The 12,549-nt window shown below is 74.0% G+C and carries 7 protein-coding genes and 1 pseudogene; 7 read left to right on the top strand and 1 reads right to left on the bottom strand.

The window, feature by feature from the left end; translation table 11 throughout:
- Positions 1 to 3: 3 nt before the first annotated feature.
- Positions 4 to 786: pseudogene (locus PV343_RS20210) on the top strand (dolichyl-phosphate beta-glucosyltransferase); the annotation flags it as partial.
- A 77-nt stretch (positions 787 to 863) separates the two neighbouring features.
- The gene (locus PV343_RS20205; RefSeq protein WP_319148445.1) at positions 864 to 2,060 is read left to right on the top strand and encodes a hypothetical protein; all 1,197 of its coding nucleotides are present in this window, start codon (positions 864 to 866) and stop codon (positions 2,058 to 2,060) included.
- A gap of 49 nt (positions 2,061 to 2,109) precedes the next feature.
- On the opposite strand, the gene PV343_RS20200 is transcribed toward PV343_RS20205, so the two are convergent.
- Positions 2,110 to 2,715: a hypothetical protein gene (locus tag PV343_RS20200; protein WP_319148362.1), complete on the bottom strand. Its 606-nt coding sequence runs from the start codon at positions 2,713 to 2,715 to the stop codon at positions 2,110 to 2,112.
- Between the two features lie 157 nt (positions 2,716 to 2,872).
- Between PV343_RS20200 and PV343_RS20195 the strand changes: the two genes are divergently transcribed.
- The 5 genes from PV343_RS20195 (at position 2,873) to PV343_RS20175 (ending at position 12,504) form a co-directional block, all read left to right on the top strand.
- Positions 2,873 to 4,702: an ABC transporter ATP-binding protein gene (locus tag PV343_RS20195; RefSeq protein ID WP_319148361.1), complete on the top strand. Its 1,830-nt coding sequence runs from the start codon at positions 2,873 to 2,875 to the stop codon at positions 4,700 to 4,702.
- Positions 4,699 to 6,555 (top strand): ABC transporter ATP-binding protein, encoded by a 1,857-nt coding sequence (locus PV343_RS20190; RefSeq protein ID WP_319148360.1) that lies wholly within the window; start codon positions 4,699 to 4,701, stop codon positions 6,553 to 6,555. Before PV343_RS20195 ends, PV343_RS20190 begins: the two co-directional genes overlap by 4 nt.
- A gap of 97 nt (positions 6,556 to 6,652) precedes the next feature.
- Positions 6,653 to 8,428, top strand: a complete 1,776-nt coding sequence (locus tag PV343_RS20185) for an ABC transporter ATP-binding protein (RefSeq protein WP_319148359.1) — start codon at positions 6,653 to 6,655, stop codon at positions 8,426 to 8,428.
- Positions 8,425 to 10,194 carry an ABC transporter ATP-binding protein gene (locus PV343_RS20180; RefSeq protein WP_319148358.1) on the top strand — a complete coding sequence of 590 codons (1,770 nt, stop codon included), beginning with the start codon at positions 8,425 to 8,427 and terminating at the stop codon, positions 10,192 to 10,194. The genes PV343_RS20185 and PV343_RS20180 overlap by 4 nt, the downstream gene beginning before the upstream one ends.
- 264 nt (positions 10,195 to 10,458) lie before the next feature.
- Positions 10,459 to 12,504 carry a M4 family metallopeptidase gene (locus tag PV343_RS20175; protein ID WP_387953646.1) on the top strand — a complete coding sequence of 682 codons (2,046 nt, stop codon included), beginning with the start codon at positions 10,459 to 10,461 and terminating at the stop codon, positions 12,502 to 12,504.
- The last annotated feature ends 45 nt before the right edge of the window (positions 12,505 to 12,549 follow it).

The following is a 12,549-nucleotide window of genomic DNA, read 5'->3' as shown; positions in this document are numbered from 1 at the left end:
GTGATGAATCTCCTCCCGGGTCGCGCGATACCCGCCCGGCCGCACCTGCCGCGACGGGCCCCTCTGACCAACCGGCAGGACGAGCCCGTCCTGGACCTGGCCGTACCGGTGTTCAACGAGGAGACGGACCTGGAGCCGAACGTCCGGCGGCTGCACGCGCACCTGCGGGACACCTTCCCCTACCCGTTCCGGATCACGGTCGCCGACAACGCCAGCACCGACCGCACCCCGTACATCGCCGCCCGCCTCGCGGACGAACTGACCGAGGTGGCCTGGATCCGGCTGCCCGAGAAGGGGCGCGGGCGGGCCCTGCGCGCCGCCTGGTCGGGCTCGCGGGCGCCCGTGCTGGCGTACACCGACGTGGACCTGTCCACCGGGCTCACGGCCCTGCTGCCGCTGGTCGCGCCGCTCATATCGGGCCACTCCGACCTGGCCATCGGCACCCGGCTCGCGCCCGGCGCCCGGGTGGTGCGCGGCCCGAAGCGGGAGATCATCTCCCGCTGCTACAACACCCTGCTGCGCTGCACGCTCGCCGTCGGCTTCTCCGACGCCCAGTGCGGGTTCAAGGCGGTGCGGCGCGACGTCGCCGAGCGGCTGCTGCCGCTGGTGCGGGACGGGGAGTGGTTCTTCGACACCGAGTTGCTGGTGCGCGCCGAGCGGGCGGGGCTGCGCATCCACGAGGTGCCCGTGGACTGGGTGGACGACCCCGACAGCCGGGTCGACCTCCTCGCCACCGCGCTGGCCGACCTGCGCGGGATCGCCCGGATGTACCGGGAGGCCGCCCGCCGCCGCACCCGGCCGGTCGCCCCGTGAGCGCCGTCGTCGACCGCCCCCCGGCGGCGGCCCGTGCCCGTGACCACGCCCTGCGCACCCGGGAGCGGCTGCGCGCCGCCGTCCGCCAACACGGCCCGGTCCTCGCCCTCTTCGGCGTCCTGAAGCTCGTCGGCTTCTGCTCCTTCATGTACCTGCTGGACTCGGCCGGGGACTTCCGCACCAGGCACCCCCGCTTCGGCGGCGGTGCGCACGCGTGGGACGTGCTCGCCACCTGGGACGGCTGGTGGTACCAGCAGATCGCGCTGCACGGCTACGACCCGAAGCTCGTCCACCTCCCCGGCGCCACCGGCCTGATCACGCTGGAGGGCAACTCCGCGGCCTTCTTCCCGCTCTACCCGGCACTGATGCGGATGACGTCCGCGGTCACCGGCCTCGGCCCTTACGGGGCCGGGATGCTGGTCTCCGTCGTCGCCTCCTTCACCGCCGCCCTCGGGATCCACCACGTCGCCGAGCGGTTCGGCGGCCGGCGCGCCGGGCTCGCCGCGGCCGGGCTGTGGGCGGTGTGGCCCGGCTCCGGGGTGGAGTGGGCGGTCTACTCCGACTCCCTCTACGTCGCCCTGGCCGCCTGGGCCTGCCACGCCGTCATGACCCGCCGCTGGCTCACCGCCGGGGTGCTCACCTTCGCCGCCGGTCTCAACCGCCCGACGGCCGCCGCCCTGATCGCCGCGCTCGGCGTGGCCGCGCTGTGCGCGGTGCGCGACCGGCGCGACGGCGTCCTGCGCCCGCTGCTCGCCCTGGGCCTGGCCCCGCTGGGCCTGCTCGGCTACCTGGGCTGGGTGGGGAACCGGATGGGCGACCCGAGCGGGTACTTCACGCTCCAGTCGGGCGCGTGGGCGCACCGGTTCGACTACGGCAGCCAGACCCTCGACGTGCTGACCTCGGTGCCCGTGGGCCACTTCACCTACCTGTCGGCGTTCCCCTTCGCGGACGTCATCGGCGTCGGCGTGGTCCTGCTGGCGTTCGCCCTCCTCCCCCCTTTGCTGCGACTGCGCCCGCCGCCGGTGCTGGTCGTCCACACGGTGCTGACGCTCGTCCTGGTCCTCGGCAGCCAGCAGATCTTCGCCAACGTCTCGCGCTACCTGCTCCCCTGTTTCCCGCTGTTCCTGCCCCTGGCCGTCGCCCTGCGCCGGCTCGGCCCGCGCACGCTGTACCCGGTGCTCGGCATCGCCGCCCTGGCCTCCGGCTCGTACGCGGGGTACGCACTGTTCGAACTCGGGGTGCCGTAGCGGCGGTCCGGGTGCCGTGGCGGCCGGGCCGGGCGGACGGCACCCGGGCTCACCCGACCTGCGCGTCCGGGCCGTCCCCGCGCGGAGCGTTCCCGTGCGGCCCTCTCCCGTGCGGCAGCGCGCGGGCCGCTTCCTCCGCTCGTGCCACCCGGGCCAGCAGGCGGTTCTTCCTGACGGGTGACCAGGTCAGCTCCAGGGCCACCAGGGCGACCACGAGCCAGGACACCAGGGCCTGGCGGGCCGGGCCGGCGACGGTGTCGTAGAGCGCGAGAGCCAGTGCCACGGCGGCCAGGAGCGCCTTCAGCCACCACCGCATGCGGTCCTCCTCCCGCAGGACACGCAGCGCGCCGGCGTACTCCAGGACCGCCGGCGCCAGCCGGGCGTCGCCGACGGACTCGCCCCGGCGCGTGGCCCGCACCACCCGTGCCCGGTCCGCGGGCGCGAGAGCGGCGCCGCCGGGCCACGTCCGGTCCATCCGGCGCGCCGCCCGGACGCCGTACAGCGGACCGAGCACCAGCAGGACGACGGCGGCGGCCGGCCACGCGCCGGACTCGACGGCGACGAAGGCGGCGAAGAGGACACCGGCGGCCAGGCCGACGCACAGCCCTCCGCGCACCGGGCCCTGCCACCACACCCATGCCGGGACCAGAACCACGCGCTCATGCTGGCGATCACCGGCGGTCCGGGCAATCACCGCCCCCGCTAGTCACCCGTACGGCGCACCGAACGCGCTGGTCGTAGGACCAGCGACCGACCCCGGTCCGGCCAAAACTCAGTGGGCGATGTCGGTGCGGATCCGTAGGCTCGCGATGATGCCCACGACACGTGCAACCACCGAGGACCGCTCCGCCGTACGCGCCCTGCTGCGGCTGTGGCCGTATGTCCGCCCCGTGCGGGCCCGCCTGTTCACCGCCGCGTTCGTCGCGGTCGTCGCTTCCTGTACCGGACTGGTGATCCCGCTCGTCCTGAAGTGGATGGTGGACGGGCCGGTGGCCGACCGGGACCCGGCCGGGGTCTGGCTCGGGGCGCTGTACCTGCTGCTGCTCGGTGTCGCCGAGGCGGTGCTGTTCGGCATACGGCGGTGGCTGGTGGCCCGGCCCCTGTCGCACGTCGAGGCGGAGATGCGGGCGGGGCTCTACCGCAGGCTGCAGCGGCTCCCGGTGGCCTTCCACGACCGGTGGGCGTCCGGCCAGTTGCTCTCCCGGGGCACCACCGACCTGATGCTGGTGCGCATGTTCCTCGCCTTCCCGCTGACCTTCCTGCTGGTCAACGCGGTGACGATCCTCGTCGGCGTGGTGATCATGCTGTTGCAGGACTGGGTCCTCGGGCTGGTGATCCTCGGGCCCGCCGTCCCGGTGCTGTGGACCTGCGTGGTCTTCGAGCGGCGCTACGCCGAGGTGGCGCGGCGCGCGCAGGACCAGGTCGGGGACCTGACCACGGTGGTCGAGGAGAGCGTGCTCGGCATCCGTATCGTCAAGGGCTTCGGCCGGCACCGCGCCCAGGCCCGCGCGTTCCGGAAGCTGTCCGGCGCGCTGCGCGGCACGGAACTGCGCAAGGCCCGGCTGCTGGCGACCATCCTCGGCGTCATCGTGACGCTCCCCGAGGTGGCGATCGGCGCGGCCCTGGTCCTGGGCGCGCTGCGGGTGGCCGACGGGGACCTGTCGGCGGGCACCCTGGTCGCCTTCCTGAGCACGGCACTCGCCCTGCGCTGGCCCGTCGACTCGATCGGCTTCCTGCTCGCGATGAGCCAGGAGGCGGCCACGGCCACCGAACGGTACTTCGAGGTGGTGGACGAGGAGCCGGAGGACGCCGGCGGCACCGCGCCGGACACCGGCGCCGAGGGGGCGCGCGGACTGCGCTTCGAGGACGTCCGGTTCCGCTATCCCGACGCCCCGGCCGGTTCACAGCCCCTTCTCGACCACGTCGACCTGCACATCCGCCCCGGCGAGTCCATGGCCCTCGTCGGCGCCACCGGCAGCGGCAAGACGACCCTCACCGCCCTGGTCCCCCGGCTGCACGAGGTCACCTCGGGGCGCATCACCCTGGACGGGGTGGACATCACCGCGATGAGCCGGGAACGGCTTCGCGCCAAGGTCGCCGTCGCCTTCGAGGAACCCACCCTGTTCTCGGCCAGCGTCGGCGAGAACGTGCTCATGGGGGCGGCGGACGACGCCGGGGAGGCGGACCTCGACCGGGCCCTGGCCGTCGCCCAGGCCGACTTCGCGCACGCGCTGCCACAGGGCACCGGCACCCAGGTCGGCGAGCAGGGCCTGAGCCTGTCCGGCGGCCAGCGCCAGCGCCTCGCACTGGCCCGCGCGGTCGTCGGCCGGCCGGAGTTCCTCGTGCTGGACGACCCGCTCTCCGCCCTGGACGTGCACACGGAGGCCGCCGTGGAGGCCGCGCTGCGCCGGGTCCTCACGGACACCACGGCACTGATCGTCGCCCACCGCCCGTCCACGGTGCTGCTCGCCGACCGGGTCGCCCTGCTCTCCGGCGGCCGGATCGCCGCCGTCGGCACCCACCACGAACTGCTGCGCAGCAACGCCGAGTACGCGCACCTGATGTCCGGCGACGACGGTGAACCGGGCACCCCCGGCGACCCCTTCGACGACGACCACGGCGACCCCGAGGACGAGCGATGACCACCACCACGACCGCCGCCCCGGCCACGGACGACGACGAGGTCCCCCGCCCCCAGGAGGCCGGCGACCCCTTCGACCACGACGTCCTGCCCACCCCGCCCGGCGCCACCGCGGCCCTGCTGCGCTCGCTGCTCGCGCCCATGAAGACCCGGGTCGTCCTCACCGCGCTCCTGCTGCTGTTCCAGCAGGCGGCGGTGCAGGCGGGTCCGCTGCTGGTGGCCTACGCCCTCGACAGCGCCGTACCCGCGCTGCGGCACCACGACCACGGGCCGCTGATCGCGGTCGCCGCCGGCTACCTGGTCTGCGCGCTGCTCTCCGGTGTGCTGCAGTTCTGGTTCGTCGAGGCGTCCGCCCGGGTGAGCCAGGACGTGCTGCTCGACCTGCGCGGCCGGATCTTCCGGCACGCGCAGGCCCTGAGCGTCGACTTCCACGAGCGCTACACCTCGGGCCGGCTGATCTCCCGCTCCACCACCGACGTCGAGTCGCTGCGCGAACTGCTGGAGGAGGGGCTGCAGGAGCTGGTGACCGTCGTGCTGTCCTTCGTCTACATCTCGGCCCTGCTGCTGTGGCTGGATCTCGGCCTGGGCGCGGTGGCGGTGGCCTCCTTCGTGCCGCTGTACCAGCTCGTGCGGGTGTACCGGCGGCGCGCGGGCCGGGTGTACACCGCGCGGTCCACGGCGATCGCCTCGGTGATCGTGAAGTTCGTCGAGACGATGAACGGCATCCGGCCGGTGCGCGCGTTCCGCCGGGAGGCGGCGAACGACGCCGAGTTCGCGGTGCTCAACCAGCGGCACGAACGGATCAACGGGGACGCGCTGCTGGAGATGGCGCGGTACGTGGTCGGGTCCCGTCTGGTGGCCAACACGGCGGTCGCGGGGATCGTGCTGTGGGGCGCCTACCGGGTGGCCTCCGGCTCGCTCGCCCTCGGTGTGCTGGCGGCCGCGGTGCTGTACCTGCGCCGCCTGTACGACCCGATCGACCGGCTGGGCATGTTCCTGAACTCCTACCAGTCGGCGGCCGCGTCCCTGGAGAAGATCGCCGGCCTGCTGGCGCAGACGCCGTCCGTGCCGGAACCGGCGGCGCCCCGCGAGCTCCCGCCGCCGGCGGGTGAGTTCCCGGGCCGTGAGGTCGTCTTCGACGGGGTCCGCTTCGCCTACCGCACCGGTGGCGAGGTGCTGCCCCGCTTCGACCTGACGCTCCCGGCCGGGCAGACCGTCGCCGTGGTCGGCTCCACGGGCGCGGGCAAGTCGACCCTGGCCAAGCTGCTGGCCCGGTTCTACGACCCCTCCGACGGGCGGGTGCTGCTGGACGGCGTGGACCTGCGCGAGCTGGCGCTGCCCGAACTGCGGCGCGGGGTGGTCATGGTGACCCAGGAGGCGTTCCTGTTCTCGGGCACGGTCGCCGACAACATCGCGATCGGCCGTCCCGACGCCACCCGCGAGGAGATCGAGCGGGCCGCGAAGGCGATCGGCGCGCACGAGTTCATCAGCGCGCTGCCCGACGGTTACGACACCGACGTACGCAAACGCGGAGGGCGCATCTCCGCAGGTCAGCGCCAACTGGTAGCGTTCGCACGCGCGTTGCTGGCGGACCCGGCGGTGCTCATCCTGGACGAGGCGACCAGTTCCCTGGACATCCCCGGCGAGCGGGCCGTGCAGCGGGCGATGTCGACGGTGCTGCGGGGTCGTACCGCCGTGGTGATCGCGCACCGGCTGTCCACCGTGGAGATCGCCGACCGGGTGCTGGTCATGGAGCACGGCCGGATCGTGGAGGACGGGCACCCGGCGGAACTGATCGCGGGCACCGGGCGGTTCGCCGACCTGCACCGGGCGTGGCGGGACAGTCTGGCCTAGGTCGGGTCCGCAAAGTCCCGTCGTCCGCCCGGAGGGCGTGGGGCAGGCGGCACTTTGTGGACACGGCCCAGGGCCTGTTCGGACGGGGGGGACGACGGTGATCGACGCGTACGAGGACCCGGGCACACCGGACACCCGGGGCGGCTGGCACTACCTGTGGTGGCTGGTGCTGCGCCAGCCGCTGCGGTCGCTGGCCGGCGCGCTGCTGGGCAGCGTGTGGCTGGTGCTGATGGCCACCCAGCCGTACCTGATGGCCCGGGCGGTGGACGACGGGCTGGTGCCGGGGCGGACGGGCGTCCTGGCCGGGTGGACGGCGACGATGTTCGTGGTCGGGGTCGTCACCGCGTGGCTGAGCATCCTGCGGCACCGCACGATGACCCGGGTGCGCATGGACGCCAACTTCCGCACGGTGAAGCTGGTCGTGGCGCACGCGGCCCGGCTGGGCGCCGCGCTGTCCCGGCGGGCCGGGGCCGGGGAGGTCGTCACGATCGGTGTCGGCGACGTGGCGACCCTCTCGCAGGCGCTGACCGTGGTCGGGCCCGGGGTCGGCGCGGTCGCGGTGTACCTGGTGGTGGCCGGGCTGCTGCTGGACATCTCCGTGCGGCTCGCCGCCGTGGTGCTGCTCGGGGTGCCGGTGATCGCGCTGCTCACCGGGCCGCTGACGCTGCGCCTGCAGGGTGCCGAGAGCGAGTACCGGGAGCGGCAGGGCGTGCTGGCGGCCCGTATCGGCGACCTGGCGGGCGGGCTGCGCGTGCTCAACGGGCTCGGCGGCAAGGGCCTGTTCGCCGACGCCTTCCGCGGCGACTCGCAGCGGCTGCGGGCGCAGGGCTACCGGGTGGGCGCGGTGGCGAGCTGGGTGCAGGCGCTCGGGGTGGGGCTGCCCACGCTGTTCCTGGCCGTGGTGACCTGGCTGGCGGCCCGGCTGGCGGCGCGGGGCGACATCAGCGTGGGTGAACTGGTGTCGGTGTACGGCTATGTGGCGGTGCTGATCGGGCCGGTGGCGTTCGTCGTGCAGCTCGCCTACGAGCTGAACCGCGGTGTGGTGGCCGCCCGCCGGGTGGTGGGGCTGCTGCGCCTCGAGCCGGAGCCGGACGAGGGCACACTGGCCGCGCCGGACGGGCCGGCCGAGCTGAGCGACCCGGCCTCCGGGGTCCGGCTGGCGCCGGGCCGGCTGGTCGCGCTGGCCGCCGCCCGGCCCGCCGAGGCCGCCGCCGTGGTCGACCGCCTGGGGCGGTACGGGGCCACCGAGGCCGTCTGGGGCGGGGTCCGGCTCGACGCGGTCCCGCTGGCCGAGGTGCGCACCCGGATCCTGGTCGCGGACAACGAGGCCGACCTGTTCGCCGGGCCGCTGCGGGAGGTCGTGGCCGCGGACCGTACGCCCGGCGAAGCGGCGCTGCGCCGGGCGGTGTACGCGGCCGCCGCCGAGGACGTCGTACGCGGGCTGCCGGACGGTCTCGACTCGGTGGTGGCCGGGCAGGGCCGCAGCCTCTCCGGCGGGCAGCGGCAGCGCGTCCGGCTGGTGCGGGCGCTGCTCGCGGACCCGGAGGTGCTGCTCGCGGTGGAGCCGACCTCGGCGCTGGACGCGCACACCGAGGCGACGGTCGCACAGCGGCTGCGGGCGGCGCGGCAGGGCCGGACGACGCTGGTGGTGAGCACCTCGCCGCTGGTGCTCGACCACGCGGACACGGTGCTGTTCCTGGCCGACGGCAAGGTGACGGCGAGCGGCCCGCACCGGCGGCTGCTGTCCCGCGAACCGGCCTACCGGGACCTGGTGGCGCGGGACACGGAGGACGCCGCGGAGGCCCGGCCCGATGGAGACACAGACGCCGAGAACCGCGGGAGCGCCGCGGATGCCGAGGAGGCCGTACGGTGACGACGGACGCGACGCTGCTGCCGGTGGCGGACCGGGCCGGGGTACGGCGCGCGACCGCGCGGCTGGTCCGTGCCGACGGGCGGGCGTTCGCCGCCGCGCTCGGGCTGAACGCGCTGGCGGCCGGGGCGGGTCTGGTCGGCCCGTGGCTGGTCGGCCGGATCATCGACGAGGTGCGGGCGGGGCGCGGGGTCGAGGCGGTGGACCGGCTGGCGCTGTGGATCCTGCTCTGCGCGCTGGCCCAGCTGCTGCTGGCCCGCTGGGCCAGGTACGTCGGGCACCGGTTCGGGGAGCGGACGCTGGCCCGGGTGCGCGAGGAGTACGTCGACCGGGTGCTGACGCTGCCCGCTTCGACGGTGGAGCGGGCCGGCACCGGCGACCTGACCGCGCGCGGCACGGCCGATGTCGCCACCGTGGGTACCACGTTGCGCGACGTCGGCCCGGAGCTGCTGGTCTGCACGGTGCAGGCGTTGTTCGTGCTCGGCGCGGTCTTCGCGCTCGATCCGCTGCTCGGCCTGTTCGGGGTGGTGGGCCTCACGCCGATCTGGCTGGCGCTGCGCTGGTACCTGCGCCGGGCCCGGGACGGCTATCTCGCCGAGGGCGCGGCCACCTCGGAGGTCGCCGAGATCGTGGCGGCGACGGCGGCCGGGGCGCGCACGGTCGAGACGTTCCGGCTGCGCGGACGGCGGATCTCGGCGAGCCGGGAGGCGCTGGAGAAGTCCCGCCGGGCCCGCTTCCACACCCTGTGGCTGCGGACCGTGTTCTTCCCCGCCGTGGAGATCACGTACACCGTGCCGGTGGCGGGTGTGCTGCTGGTCGGCGGGTGGCTGCACGCGCGCGGCGCGGTGGGTCTCGGAGCGGTGGTGGCCGCGGCGCTGTACCTGCGGCAGCTCACCGAGCCGCTGGACCAGATCCTGATGCGGGTGGAGCAACTGCAGAGCAGTGGTGCCTCGTTCGCCCGGGTCGAGGGACTGGCCCGGGCGCCCAGGGCGCGGGCCGAGGGCGGTCCGAAGCCGGCCGGCGACCGGATCGACGTGCGCGGGGTGCGCTACGCCTACGAGCGCGGCGGCGAGGTGCTGCGCGGGGTGGACCTGACCGTACGGCCGGGCGAGCGCCTGGCCGTGGTCGGTCCGTCGGGCGCCGGGAAGACGACCCTGAGCCGGCTGCTGGCGGGCATCGACACCCCCGGTGCGGGCACGGTGACGGTCGGCGGCGTACCGGTCGCCGCGCTGGAGCCCGAACTGCTGCGCCGCCAGGTCGTCCTGGTCACCCAGGAACACCACGTCTTCCTCGGCACGGTCCGCGACAACCTGCTGATCGCCGAGCCCGCCGCGACCGACGAGGGGCTGTGGGCGGCGCTGGCCGCGGTCGGCGCGGACGACTGGGTCCGTGCCCTGCCGGCCGCCCTCGACACCCCGCTCGGCCCCGGCGGCCACCCCACCGACGGCTCCCAGGCCCAGCAACTGGCCCTGGCCCGCGTGGTGCTGGCCGATCCGCACACCCTCGTCCTGGACGAGGCCACCGCCCTGTTGGACCCCGCCACCGCCCGCCACACCGAGCGCGCCCTCGCGGCGGTCCTCCAGGGCCGCACGGTGATCGCCATCGCCCACCGCCTGCACACGGCCCACGACGCGGACCGCGTGGCGGTGATGGAGGACGGCCGGCTGACGGAACTGGGCACGCACGACGAACTGGTGGCGGCGGGCGGGGCGTACGCGGGCCTGTGGCGCACCTGGCACGGGGACGCCGCCGAACAGGACCGGCCATGAGCCACCGGCGGTTCGCATAGCGGACACGGTCACCCGTTCAACGAACCAGTTCCGGCCAATTCGTGACGTGGTCCTGACAGATGCACTCATTCCTGTCACTCTTCCCACGGCCGACTCACAGCGACCCCACAGCTTCCGCCTCCGCGTGTGAGCCGGCTCCGCACCCGCACATGGCCTTGCGCAACACCCTGCTCTGCCCGGACGTCCGAACCCACCGTCCGGTCTCCCCTGACCGCGCGACCCGCGGTCACGCAGAAGGAGTCAGTGTTGAGTAACAGCTCTCGCAGACGCGCCCCCCACACAGCGCTTCGCCCGACGGCGCCCCGTCGCACCGCCACCGTCGCCCTCGTGGGCGTCGCCGCCCTGATCGCCGCCGCCGCGCAGACGGGCGTGGCCGGCGCCGCCCCGTCCGCCGGCAAGGCCGGCCCGGCTCATGCGGCCGTCCGGCTCTCACCCTCGCAGCGCGCCGAGCTCATCCGGCACGCCGACACCGGGAAGGCCGCGACGGCGCGGTCCCTCGGCCTCGGGACGAAGGAGGAACTGGTCGTCCGCGACGTCGTCAAGGACGCGGACGGCACCCTGCACACCCGGTACGAGCGCACCTACGCGGGCCTGCCCGTGCTCGGCGGCGACCTCGTCGTCGACACCGCCGCGTCCGGCGCGGTCGAGCGGGTCGTGAAGGCGAACGCCGCCCCGCTGAAGGTCCCCGGTCTCACCCCGGCGGTGTCGGCGAAATCGGCCGAGACGCAGGCCGTGAAGCTGGCCAGGTCCCTCGGCGGCACCCGGTCCGCGGCGGACGGCGTGCGCAAGGTGATCTGGGCCGGCTCGGGCAAGCCCGTCCTCGCCCACGAGACGGTCGTCGGCGGTCTCCAGGACGACGGCACCCCGAACCAGCTCCACGTCATCACCGACGCGGCCACCGGCAAGCGGCTGTTCACGTACCAGGGCATCGAGACCGGCGTCGGCAACACCCAGTACAGCGGCCAGGTCACGCTGACCACGACCCAGTCGGGCTCGACGTACACGCTGACCGACGGCGCGCGCGGCGGTCACAAGACGTACAACCTGAACCACGGTTCCTCGGGCACCGGCACGCTGTTCTCGCAGAGCAGTGACACCTGGGGCAACGGCACCAACTCCAACGCCGCCACCGCGGGCGCCGACGCCCACTACGGCGCCGCGGTCACCTGGGACTTCTACAAGAACACCTTCGGCCGCAGCGGCATCAAGAACAACGGCGTCGGCGCCTACTCCCGCGTCCACTACGGCAACTCGTACGTGAACGCCTTCTGGGACGACGGCTGCTTCTGCATGACCTACGGCGACGGCTCCGGCAACGCCAAGCCGCTGACCGCCATCGACGTCGCGGGTCACGAGATGAGCCACGGCGTCACGTCCAACACCGCGGGCCTCAACTACAGCGGCGAGTCCGGTGGCCTGAACGAGGCCACGTCCGACATCTTCGGCACCGGCGTGGAGTTCTACGCCAACAACTCCAGCGACGTCGGCGACTACCTCATCGGCGAGAAGATCGACATCAACGGCAACGGCACCCCGCTGCGCTACATGGACAAGCCCAGCAAGGACGGCGCGTCCAAGGACAGCTGGTACTCCGGGATCGGCGGCGTCGACGTCCACTACTCGTCGGGCCCCGCCAACCACTTCTTCTACCTGCTGAGCGAGGGCAGCGGCGCCAAGGTCATCAACGGCGTCAGTTACAACTCGCCGACCGCGGACGGGCTCCCGGTCACCGGCATCGGCCGCGACAAGGCCCTGCAGATCTGGTACCGGGCGCTGACCACGAAGTGGACGTCCACCACCAACTACGCGGGCGCCCGCACCGGCACCCTCGCGGCGGCCGGCGAGCTGTACGGCACCACGAGCGCGGAGTACAAGGCGGTGCAGGACGCCTGGGCGGCCGTCGCGGTCGGTGCCCGCTCGGGCGGCGGCGGAGGCGGGGGCACCTCGTACGAGAACACCACACCGGTGTCGATCCCGGACAACGGGCCCGCCGTCACCTCGAACATCACCGTCTCCGGGAGGAGCGGAAACGCGCCAGGCAACCTCCAGGTGGCGGTCGACATCACGCACACCTGGCGCGGTGACCTGGTGATCGACCTGGTCGGCCCGTCGGGGACCGCGTACCGGCTGAAGAACTTCTCCGGGTCCGACTCCGCGGACAACGTGCAGGAGACCTACACGGTCAACGCCGCCTCCGAATCGGCCAACGGGACTTGGAAGTTGAAGGTCCAGGACCAGGCCGCACAGGACGTCGGGAAGATCAACAGCTGGAAGCTGACCTTCCCGTAAACCGCACGCCACAGGCCCGCGAACGGAGCGCCGCCGGAGGGTTCG

Origin of the sequence: Streptomyces sp. WI03-4A (assembly GCF_033792105.1) — a bacterium.
GTDB lineage: Bacteria > Actinomycetota > Actinomycetes > Streptomycetales > Streptomycetaceae > Streptomyces > Streptomyces collinus_A.
The sequence above is the reverse complement of the archived record's forward strand: the minus strand, read 5'-3'. Positions and strand labels throughout refer to the sequence as shown.